18 protein-coding genes are annotated in these 20,205 nt (G+C 73.1%); 3 read left to right on the top strand and 15 right to left on the bottom strand.

The features are described 5' to 3' along the window. Positions 1-115 precede the first annotated feature (115 nt). The 5 genes from ABZ172_RS21620 to ABZ172_RS21600 form a co-directional block, all read right to left on the bottom strand. Positions 116-469 carry an MmcQ/YjbR family DNA-binding protein gene (locus tag ABZ172_RS21620; protein WP_356885371.1) on the bottom strand — a complete coding sequence of 118 codons (354 nt, stop codon included), beginning with the start codon at positions 467-469 and terminating at the stop codon, positions 116-118. After that, positions 466-1,749: a hemolysin family protein gene (locus ABZ172_RS21615; RefSeq protein WP_356885370.1), complete on the bottom strand. Its 1,284-nt coding sequence runs from the start codon at positions 1,747-1,749 to the stop codon at positions 466-468. The genes ABZ172_RS21620 and ABZ172_RS21615 overlap by 4 nt, the downstream gene beginning before the upstream one ends. Then, the gene (gene ybeY, locus ABZ172_RS21610; RefSeq protein ID WP_356885369.1) at positions 1,746-2,243 is read right to left on the bottom strand and encodes an rRNA maturation RNase YbeY; all 498 of its coding nucleotides are present in this window, start codon (positions 2,241-2,243) and stop codon (positions 1,746-1,748) included. The genes ABZ172_RS21615 and ybeY overlap by 4 nt, the downstream gene beginning before the upstream one ends. 12 nt (positions 2,244-2,255) lie before the next feature. Further along, positions 2,256-3,278: a PhoH family protein gene (locus ABZ172_RS21605; RefSeq protein WP_356885368.1), complete on the bottom strand. Its 1,023-nt coding sequence runs from the start codon at positions 3,276-3,278 to the stop codon at positions 2,256-2,258. A gap of 127 nt (positions 3,279-3,405) precedes the next feature. Next, entirely contained in the window at positions 3,406-4,509 is a 1,104-nt protein-coding gene (locus ABZ172_RS21600; RefSeq protein WP_356885367.1) for a PfkB family carbohydrate kinase, read from the bottom strand. Between the two features lie 344 nt (positions 4,510-4,853). Between ABZ172_RS21600 and ABZ172_RS21595 the strand changes: the two genes are divergently transcribed. Then, positions 4,854-6,209 carry an MFS transporter gene (locus ABZ172_RS21595; RefSeq protein ID WP_356885366.1) on the top strand — a complete coding sequence of 452 codons (1,356 nt, stop codon included), beginning with the start codon at positions 4,854-4,856 and terminating at the stop codon, positions 6,207-6,209. Here ABZ172_RS21595 and ABZ172_RS21590 read toward each other — a convergent pair. The 7 genes from ABZ172_RS21590 to hrcA form a co-directional block, all read right to left on the bottom strand. Continuing rightward, positions 6,173-7,165, bottom strand: coding sequence for an adenosine deaminase (locus tag ABZ172_RS21590; protein ID WP_356885365.1), 993 nt, complete (start codon positions 7,163-7,165; stop codon positions 6,173-6,175). The two genes, ABZ172_RS21595 and ABZ172_RS21590, sit on opposite strands and share 37 nt — an antisense overlap. Positions 7,166-7,175: 10 nt before the next feature. Continuing rightward, a complete protein-coding gene (locus tag ABZ172_RS21585; RefSeq protein ID WP_356885364.1) occupies positions 7,176-8,084 on the bottom strand; it encodes a ribonuclease Z in 909 nt (302 codons plus the stop codon). A 13-nt stretch (positions 8,085-8,097) separates the two neighbouring features. Further along, positions 8,098-8,457, bottom strand: coding sequence for a histidine triad nucleotide-binding protein (locus tag ABZ172_RS21580; protein WP_356885363.1), 360 nt, complete (start codon positions 8,455-8,457; stop codon positions 8,098-8,100). Between the two features lie 77 nt (positions 8,458-8,534). After that, a complete protein-coding gene (locus tag ABZ172_RS21575) occupies positions 8,535-9,281 on the bottom strand; it encodes a 16S rRNA (uracil(1498)-N(3))-methyltransferase (RefSeq protein ID WP_356885362.1) in 747 nt (248 codons plus the stop codon). Continuing rightward, positions 9,278-10,351, bottom strand: a complete 1,074-nt coding sequence (locus tag ABZ172_RS21570; RefSeq protein ID WP_356885361.1) for a nitronate monooxygenase — start codon at positions 10,349-10,351, stop codon at positions 9,278-9,280. The genes ABZ172_RS21575 and ABZ172_RS21570 overlap by 4 nt, the downstream gene beginning before the upstream one ends. A 154-nt stretch (positions 10,352-10,505) precedes the next feature. Continuing rightward, positions 10,506-11,645, bottom strand: a complete 1,140-nt coding sequence (gene dnaJ, locus ABZ172_RS21565; RefSeq protein ID WP_356885360.1) for a molecular chaperone DnaJ — start codon at positions 11,643-11,645, stop codon at positions 10,506-10,508. Further along, positions 11,646-12,662 carry a heat-inducible transcriptional repressor HrcA gene (hrcA, locus tag ABZ172_RS21560; RefSeq protein WP_356885359.1) on the bottom strand — a complete coding sequence of 339 codons (1,017 nt, stop codon included), beginning with the start codon at positions 12,660-12,662 and terminating at the stop codon, positions 11,646-11,648. A 164-nt stretch (positions 12,663-12,826) separates the two neighbouring features. Between hrcA and ABZ172_RS21555 the strand changes: the two genes are divergently transcribed. Together ABZ172_RS21555 and ABZ172_RS21550 are read left to right on the top strand one after the other, a co-directional pair. After that, entirely contained in the window at positions 12,827-13,549 is a 723-nt protein-coding gene (locus ABZ172_RS21555; RefSeq protein ID WP_356885358.1) for an MBL fold metallo-hydrolase, read from the top strand. Positions 13,550-13,574: 25 nt separating this feature from the next. After that, positions 13,575-14,393, top strand: a complete 819-nt coding sequence (locus tag ABZ172_RS21550) for a DUF3097 domain-containing protein (protein ID WP_356885357.1) — start codon at positions 13,575-13,577, stop codon at positions 14,391-14,393. 236 nt (positions 14,394-14,629) lie between these two features. Here the strand turns inward: ABZ172_RS21550 and hemW are convergent, their stop codons facing one another. The 3 genes from hemW to ABZ172_RS21535 form a co-directional block, all read right to left on the bottom strand. Next, on the bottom strand, positions 14,630-15,862 hold the full coding sequence (gene hemW / locus ABZ172_RS21545; RefSeq protein WP_356885356.1) for a radical SAM family heme chaperone HemW: 1,233 nt from the start codon (positions 15,860-15,862) through the stop codon (positions 14,630-14,632). Positions 15,863-15,873: 11 nt separating this feature from the next. Next, on the bottom strand, positions 15,874-17,823 hold the full coding sequence (locus tag ABZ172_RS21540; RefSeq protein ID WP_356885355.1) for a SpoIIE family protein phosphatase: 1,950 nt from the start codon (positions 17,821-17,823) through the stop codon (positions 15,874-15,876). Between the two features lie 309 nt (positions 17,824-18,132). Then, positions 18,133-20,022 carry an AMP-binding protein gene (locus ABZ172_RS21535; protein ID WP_356885354.1) on the bottom strand — a complete coding sequence of 630 codons (1,890 nt, stop codon included), beginning with the start codon at positions 20,020-20,022 and terminating at the stop codon, positions 18,133-18,135. Positions 20,023-20,205: the final 183 nt, after the last annotated feature.

The raw sequence follows: 20,205 nt of genomic DNA, 5'->3' as shown, positions 1-20,205 counted from the left end.
TTGTGGGGTGGGGTTGTGTGGTGCTGGGGGGGGGGACGGGGCGGGGCCCCCGGGGCCCCGGGGCGGGCGGGGGGGGGCGGGGGGGCCGGGGTTCCGGGGGCCGGGGTTCCGGCTTCTACGGACGGTCCAGGCGCAGGCGTTCCGCCTTGGGGAGTCCGGCCACCACCAGGTCGTAGCTGTCCTCCACGAGCTCCCGGACCATCCGGTCCGGGAGTCCGGAGACCGTCACCGTGTTCCAGTGCCGCTTGTTCAGGTGCCATCCGGGGACCACGGCCGGGTGCTCCTTGCGGAGCCGCAGCGCGTCGTCCGGGTCGCACTTGAGGCTGACCTTCAGCGGCGGGGCGTCGAGCGCGCCGAGGGCGAACATCTTGCCCAGGACCTTGAAGACCGAGGTCTCGGGTCCGAAGGGGAACTCCTCCGTGCTCGCGTTGAACTCCAGGCAGAACGCGCGCAGTTCCTGCGGGGTCATACCGCTTCCGCTCCCTCCGGCTCCACCAGCACCGTGACGATCTTGTTCCTGCGGCCGGCCGGGGACTCCGCGGTGAGGCGGAGCTTGCGCCCGTCGGGGAGGTCGACGATCGAGGAGGCTCCGGCGATCGGGACCCGCCCCAGCGCCTTCGCCAGCAGGCCGCCGACCGTCTCCACGTCCTCGTCGTCGTAGGCGTCGAGGCCGAAGAGCTCCCCGAGATCACCGATGTCGAGCCGGGCGGTCACCCGGAAGCAGCCGTTCTCCAGCTCCTGGACCGGCGGGAGTTCGCGGTCGTACTCGTCGGTGATCTCGCCGACGATCTCCTCCAGGATGTCCTCGATGGTGACGATGCCGGCCGTGCCGCCGTACTCGTCGATGACGACGGCGACGTGGCTGCGCTCCTGCTGCATCTCGCGCAGCAGGTCACCGGCGTTCTTCGTGTCGGGGACGAAGGCGGCGGGACGCATCGCCGTGGAGACCAGGTCGGCCTCGGCGTCCCGGTTGATGTGGGTCTTGCGGACCAGGTCCTTGAGGTAGACGATCCCGACGATGTCGTCCTCGTTCTCCCCGGTGACCGGGATGCGGGAGAAGCCGGAGCGGAGCGCGAGGGTCAGCGCCTGACGGACCGTCTTGTACCGCTCGATGCAGACGAGGTCCGTGCGGGGCACCATGACCTCGCGCACGAGCGTGTCGCCGAGCTCGAAGACGGAGTGCACCATGCGGCGCTCGTCGTCCTCGATGAGCGACTCCTGCTCGGCGAGGTCGACCATGGCGCGCAGTTCGGCCTCACTGGCGAAGGGTCCCTTGCGGAAGCCCTTGCCCGGGGTCAGCGCGTTGCCGAGGAGGATCAGCAGCTGCGGGATCGGCCCCATGATCCTGGCCAGCGGCAGCAGGACGTACGCGGCGGCCGTGGAGGTGTTCAGCGGGTGCTGGCGGCCGATGGTGCGCGGCGAGACGCCGATGGCGACGTAGCTGACGAGGACCATGACGCCCATGGCGAGGGCGAGGGCCTGCCAGGTCTCGGTGAACTCCTGGAGGCAGGCGTAGGTGACCAGGACACCGGCCGACATCTCGCAGGCGACCCGCACGAGGAGCGCGACGTTGAGATAGCGGGTGGGGTCGGCGGCGACCTGTTCCAGCTTGGCGCTGCCCCGGCGGCCGGCCCGCACGGCCTCGGCCGCGCGGAAGCTCGACGTGCGGGCGATGCCCGTCTCGGCGCAGGCCGCGAGCCAGCCGACGACGATCAGCAGGACCGCACCGGAGATGAGGGGGACGCTCACGAGACCGTGGGGGCGGGAGAGGGACCGGTCAGGCCGCGCTCGCCGCGCCAGCCGTCGACGATCGCCGCCTGGAGGCCGAACATCTCGGCCTTCTCGTCCGGTTCCTCGTGGTCGTACCCGAGGAGGTGCAGCACCCCGTGGACGGTGAGGAGCTGGAGCTCCTCGTCCATGGAGTGCTGCGTCTCGGCGTCCTGGCCCTGCTTGGTGGCGACCTCCGGGCAGAGCACGATGTCACCGAGGAGCCCCTGCGGGGGCTCCTCGTCGTCCTTGGCCGGCGGACGCAGCTCGTCCATCGGGAAGGACATGACATCCGTCGGGCCCGGGAGGTCCATCCACTGGATGTGGAGCTGCTCCATGGCGGCGGTGTCCACCACGATCACCGAGAGCTCGGACAGCGGGTGGATCCGCATCCGGGCGAGCGCGTAGCGGGCGATGTCGAGGATCGCCTGCTCGTCGACCTCGGTTCCGGACTCGTTGTTGACGTCGATCGACATGGTGCGCTGCGACTACTTCCCGTTGCGGCCGGTGCGGCCCTCTGCGTTGTCGTACTTCTCGTACGCGTCGACGATACGGCCGACGAGCTTGTGCCGGACGACATCCTGGGAGGTGAGCCGGGAGAAGTGCACGTCCTCGACGCCGTCCAGGATCTCCTGGACCTGCCGCAGACCGCTCCTGGTCCCGGTCGGCAGGTCGACCTGGGTGACGTCACCGGTGATGACGATCTTCGAGTCGAAGCCGAGACGGGTGAGGAACATCTTCATCTGCTCGGCGCTGGTGTTCTGCGCCTCGTCCAGGATGATGAACGCGTCGTTCAGGGTGCGACCGCGCATGTAGGCCAGCGGCGCGACCTCGATCGTGCCCGCGGCCATGAGGCGGGGGATCGAGTCGGGGTCGAGCATGTCGTGCAGGGCGTCGTAGAGCGGGCGCAGATACGGGTCGATCTTGTCGAAGAGCGTGCCGGGCAGGAAGCCGAGCCGCTCCCCCGCCTCGACGGCGGGCCTGGTCAGGATGATCCGGCTGACCTGCTTGGACTGCAGGGCCTGGACCGCCTTGGCCATGGCGAGATAGGTCTTGCCGGTGCCCGCGGGGCCGATACCGAAGACGATGGTGTGCGAGTCGATCGCGTCGACGTAGCGCTTCTGGTTGAGGGTCTTGGGCCGGATCGTGCGGCCACGGCTGGAGAGGATGTTCTGGGTCAGCACCTCGGCGGGGGTCTCCGCGCCCTCGGCGTTGCCGTTGCCGCTCGCCCTGAGCATGGCGATCGAGCGTTCCACAGCGTCCTCCGTCATCGGCAGCCCGGTGCGCAGCACCAGCACCATCTCGTCGAACAGGCGCTGGACGAGGGCGACGTCCGCCGCCCCGCCCGTCACGCTGATCTCGTTGCCCCGGACATGGATGTCGACGGCCGGGAACGCCGTTTCGATCACGCGCAGCAGCGAATCGCCCGACCCCAGGAGCATCACCATGGGGTGCGCGGCCGGAATGCTGATCCGGGCCGTCGCCTGCGGTTGTGTGGGTGACTGAGTCATGGGCCGGCCCTCGGGCCTGCGCATACCTCCCGTTGCAGGGCTGTCGCGGCTCGACCGCCTCCGGACTACCAGCGTACGACCAGCCGCCGACAACGCCGACAGGTTTTACCCGGTGATCATCAGCTCTTCACTGCCGGAAGCCGATGGTCGGGACGGCCCGGCGCAGGGCCCAGGCCCTGCTGCTCGCGGGCAGGAGCTTCTCCAGGAAGGCGTAGCGCTCCAGTGCCGCCGGGTCCTGGCCGGCGCAGGTGCGCACCTGCTGCCACCAGGCGGCCACCTCCGCCCATCCGGGTGCGGACAGGGATCCGCCGAACTCCTGCACGGACAGGGCGGCCGTGAGACCGGCGAAGGCGAGGCGGTCGGCGAGCGGCCAGCCGGCCAGCGTGCCCGTGACGAACCCGGCGACGAAGACGTCGCCCGCCCCGGTGGGGTCGAGCGCCTCCACCTCGATGGCGGGCACCTCGGCCGCCGTCCCCGTCCGCCCGTCCACCGCGTAGGCGCCCTCCGCCCCGAGGGTGACCACGGCGAGGGGGACCCGCTCGGCCAGGGCGTGGGCGGCGGCGCGCGGGCAGTCCGTGCGGGTGTAGCGCATGGCCTCCTCCGCGTTGGGGAGGAAGGCCAGGCAGTGTCCGAGATCGGGCAGGGCGTCCAGGTCCCAGCGGCCGGTCTCGTCCCAGCCCACGTCGGCGAAGACCAGTGCGCCGTTCCGGGCGGCCGACGCGACCCAGGGCTCGCTGCGGCCGGGGGTCAGCGAGGCGATGGCGGCCCGGGCGCGCGGCGGGCAGTGCGGAAACGTGCCGCCGGGCACCTCGGAGGCGGCCGGGGCCGGGGCCTCGTGGCCGTGCGAGACCATCGTGCGCTCGCCCTCGTACGCCATGGAGACGGTGACCGGCGAGTGCCAGCCGGGGACCGTGTGCGACATGGACAGGTCGATGCCCTCGCCCTGTTCGAGGGCGTCCCAGCAGTACTCGCCGTAGTGGTCGTCCCCGAACGCGGCGGCCAGCGAGGTGCGCAGGCCGAGCCGGGCGAGCGCGGTGGCCATGTTGGCGACGCCTCCGGGGCTGGATCCCATCCCCCGGGCCCAGGACTCCGTCCCGCGCACCGGCGCGCTGTCCAGGCCGGTGAAGACGATGTCCAGGAAGACCGTGCCGGTCAGGAAGACGTCGCAGGGCGGGTCCTGCGGGGCGCGCAGCCCGAGCAGCGGGTCGATGCCTGGATTCCGTGTACTCACCGTGCGCTCCCCGGCCGTGCGGATCTGAACCGTGCAAGATCCGGCCAGTGTGCCGGATCCGGCCCGGCTTCCGGAGGGTCCGCGCCGGGGCGCGCGCACTCACTCCCACCTGCATAAACATGCGCTGCTACCCGGCCTGGAAATGCATAAACATGTAAGTGACCCAGATCACATCGAGCCGACTTTCCGTTGCCGGGGAGCCCTTGATACAAATTGCCCCGCGAGCACCGTTCGGCACGGCCGACGACATGTGCCGCTCCCTCCGCTCCACCCTTCCCCGCACCACCCTGCCCCACCCTCCCCTGCCCTTTTACGCCTGCTCAGGCATGTCTTCGGGAACGCCCATGTCCTCGCGCCCCCGCGCCGCGTGGCCCCTGGTCGCCGTGTTCACCGCCGGTTACCTCGCCGCCTATCTGCTCCCCACCATCGTCGGCCGCCTCAGCACCTATCTGGGGCTGACCTCGGCCGAGGCCGGTCTGGTCGGCAGCGCCCTCCTGCTCAGTTCGGCCTCGGCCGGCTTCGGGCTGGCGGGGCGCGTCGAGAGATTCGGGTCGCGGAGACCGGCGCGCGCGGGGCTGCTGCTCGCCGCGCTCGGGTACGGCTGCGCGGCGCTGACCACCTCGGTGCCGCTGGTGGTCGCGGGCGTCGTGGTCGGCGGGCTCGGCTCGGGCGCGGCGACCGCCGTCGCGGCCTCCGGCATCGCGGCGCAGCACGATCCGCACCGCACCTCCTCGCTCGGGCTGCTCAGCGTCTCGGCGACGGCGGGAGCCCTCTATCTGACGATCCCCCACCTGGGCGGCGGCCACCGGCTGCCGTTCGCGTCCATCGCCCTGGTCGCCCTCCTCGTCTGGCCCGCGACCTCCCGGCTGGGCGAGTCGGTGCCCGCCGGCGGGACCTCACCGCTCCAGGGACGGCTGCCGCACCGGCGGTCCGGGCTGGTACTGGCGGGCGGGATGCTCGTCTGGTCCATGGCGCAGAACGCCCTGTGGGGCGTGAGCAGCCGTATCGGCGCCGTCCAGGTCGGCCTCTCCGAGGTGGCCATCGGCGCCGTGTTCGCCGCCGCGCTGGGGGCCGGGCTGCTCGGCGTGATGGGCGCGGGCGTGCTGGGGGCCCGCCTCGGGCGGGCGGTGCCGATCGGCGTCGGGACGATGATCATCGCGGCCAGCATCGTGCTGAGCTCGTCCGCCGAGGACCTGGGGTCCTTCGCGACCGGCGAGATCGCGTGGAACACCTTCTACCCGGTGGTCCTGTCGTACCTGATCGGGCTCGCGGCCTCGCTGGACGTGCGCGGCCGCTGGGCGGTCCTCGCGGGCTCGGCGGCGTCCGTCGGCACGGCGTGCGGTCCGCTGCTCGGCAGTGTGCTCTCCGAGCAGGCGGGCTACGCGGTGATGGGGCTCGTCCTGGGGGCCGCCACCCTCCTGGTCGCGGCCCCGGTCACCGCGGTCGCCCTGCACACCGGTGGCCGGCCGCTGGTGCCCGGCTCCGTCCGGCGCAGGGGCGGCGCCCCGGCCGCGCTGCTCGCCGCCACGACCAACAGCCTGTCCGGCGCGGTGCCCAAGCTGGGCGCGCCGGAGCAGGCGGTCACGGAGATCAGCATGCCCTCGCTGCGGCGCAGGCGGCTGGGACGCAGCGCGTTCCGCACGGCAGGACCGGGCGGTGCCGGTCAGTCGAACGCGTACGCCTCGACCTCGGAGAGGTAGCGCGCCCTGCGCTCCTCGTCGTGGTCGAGGAAGGCCGCCTCGAAGGAGTTGCGGGCCAGCGTGCGCAGCTGCTCGCGGCCCAGGCCGAGGGCCTCGTGCACGGCGTGGAAGGTGTCTCCGACGTATCCGCCGAAGTAGGCCGGGTCGTCGGAGTTCACCGTGCAGAGCAGTCCCGCGTCCATCATCGTGCGCAGCGGGTGCTGTTCCAGGACGTCGACGGCCCGCAGCCGGACGTTCGAGAGCGGGCAGAGCGTCAGCGGGATCCGCTCGGAGACCAGCCGGTCCACGAGGTCCGGGTCCTCCAGGCAGCGCAGGCCGTGGTCGATCCGCTCCACGCCGAGGACGTCGAGGGCCTCCCGGATGTACTCCGGCGGGCCCTCCTCGCCCGCGTGGGCGACCTTGCGCAGGCCCAGGGCCGTGGCGGCCTCGTACACCGCGCGGAACTTCGCGGGCGGGTGGCCGACCTCCGCCGAGTCGAGGCCGACGGCGCTGATGCGGTGCAGGTACGGTTTCGCGGCCTCCAGCGTCTCCAGCGCCGACTCCGCGGACCGGTCGCGCAGGAAGCACATGATCAGCTGGGTGGAGACGCCGTGCGTCTCCTCGCTGCGCTCCAGCGCCCGGCCGAGCCCCTCGACGACGGTGCCGATCGGGACGCCGCGGTCGGTGTGGGCCTGCGGATCGAAGAAGATCTCCGCGTGCCGGACGCCCTGGGCGGCGGCGCGGGCGAGGTAGGCGTCGGCCAGCTCGGCGAAGTCCTCCTCGGTGCGCAGCACCGCCATCAGCGCGTAGTACAGGTCGAGGAAGGACTGCAGGTCCTCGAAGAGGTACGCCGTGCGCAGTTCCTCGGTGTCCGCGTAGGGCAGGTCCACGCCGTTGCGCGCGGCGAGGGCGAAGGCCAGCTCGGGTTCGAGGGTTCCTTCGATGTGGAGGTGGAGTTCGGCTTTGGGGAGGTGCACGGGGTTCTCGTTACGTGTGGCGGGTGGGTACCGGGACCCGGATGAGGTCCTGGGCGATGGTCAGTTCGCCGGTGAAGCCGGCTGCCCTGGCCTGGCGTTCGAAGGCGTCGGGGTCGGTGTAGCGCTGGGAGAAGTGCGTCAGCACGAGGTGCCGTACGCCGGACTCCCGCGCCACCCGGGCCGCCTGTCCCGCGGTGAGGTGGCCGTGGTCGGCGGCGAGCCGGCCGTCCTCGTCGAGGAACGTCGACTCGATGACCAGCATGTCGCATCCCTCGGCCAGCGCGAACGCGCCGTCGCAGAGCCGGGTGTCCATGACGAAGGCGAAGCGCTGACCGCGGCGGGTCTCGGAGACCGCCTCCAGCGGGACGCCGCGCAGCGTTCCGTCCCGCTGGATCCGTCCGACGTCGGGCCCCGCGATGCCGTGCTCGGCCAGTTTCGCGGGCAGCATGCGCGGCCGGTCCGGCTCGGTGAGGCGGTAGCCGTAGGACTCGACGGGGTGCGAGAGCCGGTGCCCGGTGAGGGTGTACGCGCCGGTGGTGGCCAGCACGCCGTCGGCGGCGACGGGCGCCTCGGTCAGCTCGACCGACTCGCGGTAGGCGGTGGCGTACCGCAGCCGGTCGAAGAAGCGCTGCCCGCTCGCCGGGAAGTGCGCGGTGACGGGGTGCGGGACCTGGTCGAGGTTGATCCGCTGGATGACGCCCGCCAGGCCCAGGGAGTGGTCGCCGTGGAAGTGCGTGACGCAGATCCGGTCGATGTCGTGCGCGGCGACGCCCGCCCGCAGCATCTGGCGCTGGGTCCCCTCGCCCGGGTCGAAGAGGATGCCCTCGCCGTCCCAGCGCAGCAGGTAGCCGTTGTGGTTGCGGTGGCGGGTCGGCACCTGACTGGCGGTGCCGAGGACCACGAGCTCGCGCGCGGACACGGATGGCGGCCGTCTAGCCGGGGGGCCACTGCATCCCGCGACCGCCCAGGACGTGGGCGTGCGCGTGGAACACGGTCTGTCCGGCGCCGGTGCCGGTGTTGAGCACGATGCGGTAGCCGGTCTCGGCGATCCCCTCGTCGGCGGCGACCAGCCCCGCCTCGCGCAGCACGTCGGCGGCGGCCTGCGGGTCGGCCGCGGCGAGCGCCGCGGCGTCCGCGTGGTGCGCCTTGGGGATGACCAGGACGTGCGTGGGGGCCTGGGGGTTTATGTCGCGGAAGGCGACGGTCGTCGCGCTCTCCCGGACGATGGTCGCCGGGATGTCACCCGTCACGATCTTGCAGAACAGGCAGTCGGTCTGCGGCTCTCCCGCCATGGCCCGGCCTCCTCGGTCGTTCGGTCCTCGTGATCAGTACACCGGCATGCTATCCGGCCGGGCGGGGCGGGCGGCCGTCAGCTCCAGCGCCCGGTGCGTCCCATCAGCAGGGCCGCCGCGGCGGTGCCGGCGGTCGAGGTGCGCAGCACGCTGGGGCCGAGCCGGTAGGCGGGGGCGCCCGCCTCGGCGAAGGCGGCCAGCTCCTGCGGTGACACCCCGCCCTCCGGGCCGACGACCAGCACGATCGTTCCCCGGGCGGGGAGTTCCGCGGTGGCGAGCGGTTCGCTGCCGCTGAGCCGGTCCTCGTGCAGGACGCCCGCGAAGTCCGCCCCGGCGAGGAGCGAGGCGACCTGCTTCGTGGTCATGGCGTCCCGCACCTCGGGGAAGCGCACCCGGCGGGACTGCTTCCCGGCCTCGCGCGCGGTGCTGCGCCACTTGCCGAGCGACTTGAGACCGCGGTCGCCCTTCCACTGCGTGATGCAGCGCGCGGCCTGCCAGGGCACGATCGCGTCGACGCCCGTCTCGGTCATGGTCTCGACGGCGAGCTCCCCGCGGTCGCCCTTGGGCAGCGCCTGCACGACGGTGAGGTGCGGTACGGGCTCCGGCTCCTCCCGCACGCCCTCCGGGACGGTGACCAGGAGCCGGTCCTTGCCCTCGGCCGCCCGGACGACGCCGGCCGCCCAGCGGCCCCGCCCGTCGGTCAGGACGAGGTCCTCCCCCGGGTTCAGCCGCCGCACGGACACGGCGTGCCGCCCCTCGGGGCCGTCCAGGACGAACTCCGGCCCCTCGGGCAGCTGTTCGACGATGAAGACCGGTGCGGTCACCGGGGGCTCCTCACACTCAGCGCCGCACGCGCGGCGTCCGTCTCCGCGGCGAGCAGGGCGACGAGTTCCCCGGCGGGCAGCTCGCGTGCCAGCCGGTGCCCCTGGCCCGCCCACAGGGCCATGCCCTGGGCGTCGCCCGCCTCGGCCGCCGCCCTGCGCAGCCCGGCGGTCAGCCGGTGCACCTGCGGGTAGGCGGCGGGGGCGTACGGCCCGTGCTCCCGCAGGAACCGGTTGACCAGCCCGCGCGCGGGGCGGCCGGAGAACGCCCGGGTCAGGGCCGTCGTCGCGAACAGCGGGTCGGTCAGGGCCTGTTTGTGCAGCGGGTGCGCGCCCGACTCGGGGCAGGGCAGGAACGCCGTGCCGAGCTGGGCGGCGTCGGCGCCGGCCGCCAGGACGGCGGCGATCTGGGAGCCGCGCATCAGCCCGCCGGCCGCGACGACCGGCAGGTCCACCGCCTCGCGGACCTCGGCGAGCAGGGTGAGCAGCCCGGTGCCGTCGAGGGAGGCCCGCGGATCGTCGCGGTGCGTGGACCGGTGGCCGCCGGCCTCGGCGCCCTGGACGCAGAGGGCGCCGGCACCCGCCCGTCCGGCGTCCCGCGCCTCCTCTGCGGAGGTGACCGTGACGACGGTGAGCGTGCCGGCGGCGGCGAAGGCGTCGAGGACCTCGCGGGTGGGGCAGCCGAAGGTGAAGGAGACCACGGGGACCGGGGCGTCCAGGAGGATCGCGACCTTGGCGTCGTAGCCGTCGTCCCCGCCGTCGTCCGGGTCGCCGAGGGGGGTCTCGTACCGGGCCGCCTCGGCGGCGAGCTCGTGGCGGTAGACCTCGACGGCCCCGGGGTCGGCGACGCGGGGCTGGGGCATGAAGAGGTTCACGCCGAAGGGCCGGCCGGTCATCCCGCGGAGCCGTTCGACCTCGTGGTGCATCCCGTCCGCCGTCCGGTAGCCGGCGGCGAGGAAGCCGAGGCCTCCGGCCTCGCCGACGGCGGCGGCGAGCTCCGGTCCGCAGGCGCCTCCCGCCATCGGGGCCTGCACGATCGGGTACCGGCAGAGACCGGTGAACGGCGAGGACATGACCGCATCGTGCCACGTCCGGCGGATCCGGCCGAATCAGCCCCTTCACACGGCGGGCGGGCCGCCCCGGACGCGGCACCGCCCGCCGGTACGGGACCGGCGGGCGGTGCGGTGTCCGGGTCCACGGGACCGGCGGGCGGTGCCGTGGGCGGGGTCAGCGACCGTTGAAGGCGTCCTTCAGGCGGGAGAAGAGGCCCTGCTGTCCCGGCTGGAACTGGCCCGTGGGCCGCTCCTCGCCGCGCAGCTTGGCCAGCTCCCGCAGGAGGCGTTCCTGCTCGGGGTCCATCTTCGTCGGGGTCATGACCTCGACGTGCACGATCAGGTCGCCGCGTCCGCCGCCGCGCAGGTGCGTGATGCCGCGCCCGTGCAGCGGGACCGACTGGCCGGACTGGGTGCCCGGCCTGATGTCGATCTCCTCCAGGCCGTCGAGCGTCTCCAGCGGCACCTGGGTGCCCAGCGCGGCGGCCGTCATCGGGATGGTGACCGTGCAGTGGAGATCGTCGCCGCGGCGCTGGAACACCGCGTGGGCGACCTCGTGGATCTCGACGTACAGGTCACCGGCGGGGCCACCGCCGGGGCCGACCTCGCCCTCCCCGGCGAGCTGGATCCGGGTGCCGTTGTCGACGCCCGCGGGGATCTTCACGGTGAGGGTGCGCCGCGAGCGGATGCGGCCGTCCCCGGCGCACTCGGGGCACGGGGTCGGCACGACCGTGCCGAAGCCCTGGCACTGCGGGCAGGGGCGCGAGGTCATGACCTGGCCGAGGAAGGACCTGGTGACCTGGGAGACCTCACCGCGGCCGCGGCACATGTCACAGGTCTGCGCGGAGGTGCCGGGGGCGGCGCCCTCGCCGCTGCACGTCGTGCAGACGACGGCCGTGTCGACCTGGATGTCCTTGGTCGTGCCGAAGGCCGCCTCGTTGAGGTCGATCTCCAGCCTGATCATGGCGTCCTGGCCGCGGCGGGTCCGCGAACGGGGGCCGCGCTGGGTCGCGTTGCCGAAGAACGCGTCCATGATGTCGCTGAAGTTGCCGAAGCCGCCGGCACCGAAGCCACCGGCACCGCCGCCACCGCCCGACTGGGAGAGCGGGTCTCCGCCGAGGTCGTAGACCTGCTTCTTCTGCGGGTCCGACAGCACCTCGTAGGCGGCGTTGATCTCCTTGAACCGCTCCTGGGTCTTCGGATCGGGATTGACGTCCGGGTGCAGCTCGCGGGCGAGCCTCCGGAACGCCTTCTTGATCTCGTCCTGGGAAGCGTCGCGGCGCACGCCGAGTACGGCGTAGTAGTCCGTGGCCACTTACGACTCCGCCAGGATCTGTCCGACGTAACGTGCCACTGCGCGTACCGCTCCCATCGTTCCGGGGTAGTCCATGCGGGTCGGTCCGACCACGCCGAGTTTGGCGACTGCCTCGTCGCCCGAACCGTAGCCGACCGCGACGACGGACGTGGCGTTGAGGCCCTCGTGGGCGTTCTCGTGCCCGATCCGTACGGTCATGCCCGAATCCGTCGCCTCACCCAGCAGCTTCAGCAGCACGACCTGCTCCTCCAGTGCCTCCAGCACCGGCCGGATCATCACCGGGAAGTCGTGGCCGAAACGGGTGAGGTTGGAGGTGCCGCCGATGATCAGCCGCTCCTCCGTTTCCTCGACCAGAGTCTCCAGGAGGACGGAGAGCACCGTCGAGACGGTCCCCCGGTCCTCGGCCTCGAAGGACTCCGGCAGGTCCTGCACCAGCCGCGGGACGTCCGCGAAGCGGCGTCCCACGACCCGGCTGTTGAGCCGGGCCCGCAGATCGGCCAGCGAGGTGTCGCCGAACGGTGCGGGGCAGTCGATCATACGCTGTTCGACCCGGCCCGTGTCCGTGATCAGCACGAGCATCAGCCGGGCCGGGGCCAGCGACAGGAGCTCCACGTGCCGGACCGTCGACCGGGTCAGCGAGGGGTACTGCACGACGGCGACCTGCCGGGTCAGCTGGGCGAGGAGCCGGACCGTGCGGCCCACGACGTCGTCGAGGTCCACCGCGCCGTCGAGGAAGTTCTGGATGGCCCGGCGCTCCGGCGACGACAGGGGCTTGACGCCCGCGAGCCGGTCGACGAAGAGGCGGTAGCCCTTGTCCGTCGGGATGCGCCCCGCACTGGTGTGCGGCTGGGCGATGAAGCCCTCGTCCTCCAGCACCGCCATGTCGTTGCGGACGGTCGCCGGGGAGACCCCGAGGCTGTGCCGCTCCGTGAGCGCCTTGGAGCCGACGGGCTCCTCGGTGCCGACATAGTCCTGGACGATGGCGCGCAGCACTTCGAGTCTGCGTTCGCTGAGCACCGCGCACACCTCCAGCTGTGGTCCTTCGGCCTCCGCCTGGCACTCTGCGCGTGCGAGTGCCAGCGATCCCCCGGTCAGTGTACGGGGGCGGGGTGGGGCCGGGGCAAGGGCGACCGGCCACGCCGCCCCGGGACCGCGCAGGTCGTTGCCGATAGCGTCGTCGTATGGACGTCTCTTGGGAAGAGTTCGGCTGGGAGCGGCTGGGCCGCGGTACGGGACGGCGGCGCCTGCCCGTCTGGGACGCGACCGCCGCCCTGGTGGCCGGGACGGACGGGGCGCTGCTCTACGACACGGGTGCGACGCTCCGGGAGGGCGTGGAACTGCGCACCCAGGCACAGGCCCTGCTGGGCCGGAGAGTGACGCACATCGCACTGAGCCATCCGCACTTCGACCACGTGCTGGGCACCGCCGCCTTCTCCGGGGCGGAGGTCTACGGGGCGGTCGGCACGGCGGACCTGCTGGCGCACGGGGCCGCGGAGCTGCGCGCGGACGCGGTGCGGCACGGGATGAGCGAGGCGGACGCCACCGCGGCCACGGACGCCCTGGTGGCTCCGCGGCACCAGGTGAGCGGCGAGTGGACGCTCGACCTAGGCGACGGGTTCCAGGTGCTGCTGGCCAACGTGGGCCCCGGGCACAGCGGCCACGACCTGGCGGTGCTGGTGCCGGGCTCCCCCGTGGTGGTGCTCTGCGGCGACCTGGTCGAGGAGTCGGGCGAGCCGCAGGCGGGGCGCGACGCGGTCCCGGCGCGCTGGCCGGCCGCCCTGGACCGGCTGCTGCAACTGGGCGGCGAGGACGCGCTGTACGTGCCGGGGCACGGGGCCGTGGTGGACGCGGCCTTCGTCCGCGCCCAGCGTGACCGGCTGGCCGCGCGCTTCGGCGTGTCGTGACGGGGCGCCCGTCTATCGTCGTGCCATGCGCAGCTACCAGCCGGACCTGACTCCGCCGTGGAAGAGGTCCGCCCCCGCTCCCGAGGTGCCCGCCGAGCCCGACCTGGTGGTCGAGGAGGCCGTCAGCGGCTTCTGCGGTGCGGTGATCCGGTGCGAGAAGACGGCCCAGGGGCCGACGGTCACCCTGGAGGACCGTTTCGGCAAGCACCGGGCCTTCCCCATGGAGCCGCGCGGCTTCCTGCTGGAGGGGAAGGTGGTCACCCTGGTGCGCCCGTCGGGCGGCGGCCCGGTCCGCCCCGCCCGCACCGCCTCCGGTTCGGTGGCGGTCCCCGGGGCGCGGGCCCGGGTGGCGCGCGCGGGCCGGATCTACGTGGAGGGACGGCACGACGCCGAGCTCGTGGAGCGGGTCTGGGGCGACGACCTGCGCATCGAGGGCGTGGTGGTGGAGTACCTGGAGGGCGTCGACGACCTCCCCGCCGTCGTGCGGGAGTTCGCACCGGGACCGGACGCCCGGCTCGGCGTCCTGGTCGACCACCTGGTGCCCGGGTCCAAGGAGTCCCGGATCGCCGCCCAGGTCACCGGCGCCGACGTGCTGGTGGTGGGGCATCCGTACATCGACGTGTGGGAGGCCGTGAAGCCGTCGTCCGTGGGCATCCCCGGATGGCCCTCCGTGCCGCGCGGACAGGACTGGAAGACGGGCGTGTGCCGCGCCCTGGGCTGGCCGGAGAACACCGGCGCGGCCTGGCAGCACATCCTCTCCCGGATCGGCTCCTACAAGGATCTGGAACCGCAACTCCTGGGCCGGGTGGAGGAATTGATCGATTTCGTCACACTTCCCGAGTGATGTCCCGGGAGCTTCGAGGAGGATACGGTACCGATCCCCGTGAACACCTGCGCCGCACACGGACCATCCGTTATTGAGTGATGACGGCAGGACCGCGCTCAGGGGAAGGCACGGGCTGATGACACGCGAAGTGTGGCGGGACAGCGCGGAGAACGAGGCGGCCTCCGCCGTCTTCCACGGCGGCGGGCGACCCCGCAGCGCTCACCCGGGGAGGGCGCCGCGGTGGAGGCGGGACCTCAGTCCACCAGGTCCCGCACCACGGCGTCGGCCAGCAACCGCCCCCGGAGGGTGAGGACCGCGCGTCCCTCGGCGTAGGGCCCGGCCTCCAGCAGCCCGTCGGTCACGGCACGGCCCGCCGCGGCGAGGCCGGCGGGGGCCAGCAGGGACAGCGGGCAGCCCTCGACGAGGCGCAGCTCCAGCAGGATCCGCTCGACCCGCCGGTCCTCGTCCCCGAGCACCTCACGGCCGGCCCCGGGCGAACGGCCCTCGGCGAGGGCCTGCGCGTAGGCGCCGGGGTGCTTGACGTTCCACCAGCGCACCCCGCCGACGTGGCTGTGCGCCCCGGGTCCGGCCCCCCACCAGTCGGCGCCGCGCCAGTACAGCTCGTTGTGCAGGCAGCGGCCCTCCGGCGTGCGGGACCAGTTCGAGACCTCGTACCAGGAGAAGCCCGCCGCGGCCATCGCCTCGTCGGCGATCAGGTACCGGTCGGCGTGGACGTCGTCGTCCGTCATCGGGACCTCGCCCCGGCGGATGCGCTGGGCGAGCCGGGTCCCCTCCTCGACGATCAGCGCGTACGCCGACACGTGGTCGGGTCCGGCCCCGATCGCGGCGTCCAGCGAGGCCCGCCAGTCGTCGTCGGACTCGCCGGGGGTGCCGTAGATCAGGTCGAGGTTGACGTGGTCGAAGCCGGCCGCGCGCGCCTCGGCGACGCAGGCCTCGGGCCTGCCCGGGGTGTGGGTGCGGTCCAGGACCTTCAGGACGTGCTGCCGCGCGCTCTGCATCCCGAAGGAGACGCGGTTGAAGCCGCCCTCCCGGAGCGCCGCGAGATAGGCCGGGTCGACGGATTCCGGATTGGCCTCGGTGGTGATCTCCGCGTCCTCGGCCAGCCCGAACTCGTCCCGGATCGCCGCGAGCATCCGGACGAGGTCGGCCGCGGGCAGCAGCGTCGGCGTACCACCGCCGACGAAGACCGTGCGGACCTGGCGGGGGTCGTCGCCGAGCACCTTCCGGGCCTGCCGGACCTCCTCGGTCAGATGGGCGGCGTAGGTGTCCCGGGAGGCCAGGGCGCCGCCGGAACCGCGCAGCTCGGTCGCGGTGTAGGTGTTGAAGTCGCAGTAGCCGCAGCGGGTGGCGCAGTAGGGCACGTGCAGGTAGAAGCCGAGCGGCCGATCGGCGGCGCCTTCCAGGGCGTGGCGGGGCAGCGCCCCGTCGTCGGGCACGGGCTCACCATCGGGCAGTACGGAAGGCATACCGTCCATTGTCACTCGCCGGCGGAGCTTCCCCGGACAGCCGCCGGCCGGTCCTCGTCGACCTGGATCACGAGCAGGGCCAGGTCGTCGTCCGGCGGGCGCTCGGCGAAGGTGTGGACGGCCCGCTTGATCCGGTCGGCTATCCCGGCGGCCGGAAGGCCCGCGCACCCCTCCAGGACCCGTGCGAGGCCGTCGGCGTCGTCGAACATCACCCGGCCCGAGCGCCGCTCCGTCACCCCGTCGGTCACGCAGAGGAGGCTGTCACCGGGCGCCAGGTCGAAGCTCCGGCTGTCGTACGCCACGTCCTCGACGATGCCGAGCAGCACCTGGGGTTCGGCCGCCGGGCGTACGGACCCGTCGGGCCGCAGCAGCAGCGGCAGCGGGTGGCCGGCGCTCGCCACGGTGCAGCGCACACCGCCGTCCGGGAGCGGCACCAGGTCGCCGTACAGCAGCGAGAGGAAGCGGGACTGGGAGCCGTCCTGGATCTGCTCGCCGCCCTGGAGCTGCTGTCCTCCGGCCGCCGCGACCATGAGCGCGGCGGCCTCGGCGGCCTCCATGGCGTCGTCCAGGAGGAGCCGGTTGAGGCGGTCGAGCACCTCTCCGACGCGGAAGCCCTCGCGGGACAGCAGACGCAGCCAGGGCCGGGCGAGGCCGGTGACGACGGCGGCCTCGGGGCCGCTGCCCTGGACGTCGCCGAGCACGAAGCACCAGCGGCCGCCGGGGCACGGGAAGAGGTCGTAGAAGTCGCCGCCGACCATGCCGTCGTCGCTCGGCTCGTACACCAGGGCGCTGGTGACCCCCGGTATCTCGGCGACCTTGCTGGGCAGCAGACCGCGTTGCAGGATGCGGCTGATGGTGGCCTGCCGGGTGTAGGCGCGGGCGGCGCCCACGGCGAGGCCCACCCGGCGCACGAAGTCGGCGAGGAGGGCGGCCACCTCGTCGGGGATGTTCTCGTCGCCCTCGCGGCCGACGAGGAGGGCGCCGAGTGTGCGCCCGCCCGAGATGATGCGGTGGGCGAGCGCGGCGCCCGTGCCTCCCCCGCGCTCCGGCGCGGCACCGCAGGGCCACGGGATGGGCACCGGGCCGGTTCCGACGCTCCCGGGCAGGCGGAGCGGTTCTTTCTCCAGTGCGGGGCGCAGCAGCGCGGTCCGTGCCTCGTCGCTGTGCCAGACGCCCGCGAGCCGGGGGGCGGCGGCCGGGCCGCCGCTCTCGCTCTCCAGCCAGATCGCGCACCAGTCGGCCAGCCGCGGCACCAGCAGCCGGCCGGCGGTCGAGGCCACCAGGTCCTCGTCGAGCTGGCCCGTGAGGAGGCCGGAGGCCTCGGCGAGAAAGGAGAGCCCGCCGCGTCCCGCCCAGCCCGCGTCGTCGCGCACCGCGCGGCCGGCCGCGGAGGTGAGGACCACGCCGTCGCGTCCGCGGGCGTCGGCGGCGGGCGGGGCGTCGGGCAGTCCGTAGCGGTCGTCGCCCAGGAGGCGGGCCCAGACCGTCTTGAGCCCGGTGCGGTAGGTGATGCCCCACGATTCGGCGAGGGTGGCGACGAGCTGCAGCCCCCGGCCGTACTCGGCGGGGTCGGGCCGGTCGGGCCGGTCGTCGCGCACCGACCGGGCGGGGTGGTGGTCGGTGATCTCCAGCACCAGCGCGGCCGGCTCGGGACCGGCCGGGTCCTCCAGCCGCAGGAGCAGCTCGACGGTCGTGCCCGCGTGCACCACCGCGTTCGTGACCAGCTCGCTGGCCACCGTCAGCGCGTCGTCGGTGAGCCGTTCCCCGAACTCGCCGCCGGAGGGCAGACCGGTGGCCGTCCAGTCGGCGAGTGCGGCCCTGACGAACCTGCGGGCCGCGGCCGACGCCTGCGGGATACCGGGCAGGCTGGTGCGGGCGGCCGGACGCGGATCGCCGCCCTGGCCTGCGACGACGGTGCCGGGACGCTGGACTGTGTCCCGTTGCAGGGGAATGGGCCCCACGGTGCGGCTCCTGAGGGTCTCGCGAAACGCCGCTGACGTATCCCGACAGGGTGACAGACCGGGCGTGCCCATAAGCGCCGAGTGACGGAAGTCGCGCGCGGCGGACGGGGAGGAGCCGGGGCGGACGGGTGCTCCCGCACCCGCCCGCCCCGGCTCCCACGTGCTGCTTCGGCCGTCCCGCCGTACCGGGCCACCGCCACCGTGTGGCCGACGTCTCCCGGAGGCCGGCGCCGGTCCGGCCCGGACCGCCCGGCAACCCCGTACGGACCTCCCGGCCGGGCCCCCTCGCGGACCCGGCCGGAAGCCGTTCTAGGCCTCCCGGGAGCCCGCGTACATGTCGTCGATGAGGTGCTTGTACTCCCGCTCGACGACCGGCCGCTTCAGCTTGAGGCTGGGCGTCAGCTCGCCGTGCTCGATGTCGAGGTCGCGCGGCAGCAGCCGGAACTTCTTGATGGTCTGCCAGCGCTGCAGCCCCTCGTTGAGCCGCTTCACGTAGCCCTCGATGAGCTCCACCGTCCGGGGGGACGCGACCACGTCGGCGTACGGCCTGCCACCCAGCCCGTTCTCCTCCGCCCAGCCGAGGATGGTCGGCTCGTCGAGCGAGATGAGGGCGGTGCAGAAGTTACGGTCGGCGCCGTGCACCAGGATGTTGGAGACGAACGGGCAGACCGCCTTGAACTGCCCCTCGACCTCCGCCGGGGCGATGTACTTGCCGCCGGACGTCTTGATCAGGTCCTTCTTGCGGTCGGTGATGCGCAGGTAGCCGTCCTGGGAGAGCTCGCCGATGTCGCCGGTGTGGAACCAGCCGTCGGACTCCAGCACCTCGGCGGTCTTCTCGGGGAGCCGGTGGTAGCCCTCCATCAGCCCGGGGCCGCGCAGCAGGATCTCGCCGTCGTCCGCGATCCGGACCTCGGTGCCGGGGAGCGGCTTGCCGACGGTCCCGGTGCGGTAGGCCTCGCCCGGGTTGACGAAGGAGGCGGCGCTGGACTCCGTCAGGCCGTAGCCCTCCAGGATGTGGATGCCCGCGCCGGCGAAGAAGAGGCCGATGTCGGGGGCGAGCGCGGCCGAACCGGAGACGCAGGCGCGGAGCCGCCCGCCGAAGGCCTCACGGATCTTCGCGAAGACGAGGGCGTCGGCGGCCTTGTGCTTGGCGCCCAGGGCGAACGGCACGGAGGCCTTGCCGGTGCGCCGGAAGTTGTCCTGCGAGACCGTGGCGTACTCGCGGGCGACCTCGGCCGCCCACTGGAAGACCTTGTACTTGGCGCCTCCGCCGGCCCGCGCCTTGGCCGCGACCCCGTTGTAGACCTTCTCGAAGATGCGGGGCACGGCCGCCATGTAGGTCGGCTGGACCACCGGCAGATTCTCGATGATCTTGTCCACCCGGCCGTCGACGGCCGTGACGTGGCCGACCTCGATCTGGCCGGAGGTGAGCACCTTGCCGAAGACGTGCGCGAGCGGCAGCCAGAGGTACTGGACGTCGTCCGCGGTGATCAGCCCGGTGGCCACGGTCGCCTTCGCCATGTACGACCAGTTGTCGTGCGGCAGCCGGACCCCCTTGGGGCGGCCCGTGGTGCCCGAGGTGTAGATCAGCGTCGCCAGCTGGTCGGGGGTGATCGCGGCGACCCGTTCGGTGACGGCATCGGGGTGCTTCGCCAGGTGCTCGGCGCCCCGGGCCTCGAGGTCGGCCAGGGAGAGGACCCAGCCCTCGGGATCGCCCTCGGCCGGCTCGGCGCCGGCCGGGTCGATGACGACGACATGCGCCAGCTCGGGCAGTTCGGCCCGGCTCTCGCGGGCCTTCGCCAGCTGGACGGCGTCCTCGGCGATCAGCACGCGGCTGTCGGAGTCGGCCAGGATGAAGGCGGACTCCTCGGTGTTCGTGGAGGGGTAGACCGTCGTGGTCGCAGCTCCCGCGCACATCACGCCGAGGTCGGCGAGGATCCACTCGACGCGGGTGGAGGAGGCGAGCGCGACCCGCTCCTCGGGGCGGACCCCCAGAGCGATCAGGCCGGCGGCGATGGCATGAACCCGCTCGGCGGCCTGGGCCCAGGTGAGCGACTTCCAGTCGTCCGGGCCCTGCCCCGACGCGGCGGGCACCGGATAGCGGTACGCCTCCCCGTCCGGAGTGGCCGCCACGCGGTCGATGAAGAGAGCCGCCACGGAGGGCGGTCGGCTATCGATCAAGGTCTGTGTGTCGCTCACGACGTCCTCCGGGCCTGCGGCATTGCTACGACCGGCATAGGGATGCTGCTACTGGTATGTCCTGCTTCTCGTTCCCGCTCGGCCTGCTTGTTTAACTGGCGAGTAACTAACGGGTGGTGATCAGACTAGAGCGCGTGGGACCGCCGCGTAAGGGGCAGCGGGCCGCCGCTTGGTAACGAAGCG

Source organism: Streptomyces sp. NPDC006296, from assembly GCF_040613235.1.
Taxonomy (GTDB): Bacteria; Actinomycetota; Actinomycetes; order Streptomycetales; family Streptomycetaceae; genus Streptomyces.
The sequence above is the reverse complement of the archived record's forward strand: the minus strand, read 5'-3'. Positions and strand labels throughout refer to the sequence as shown.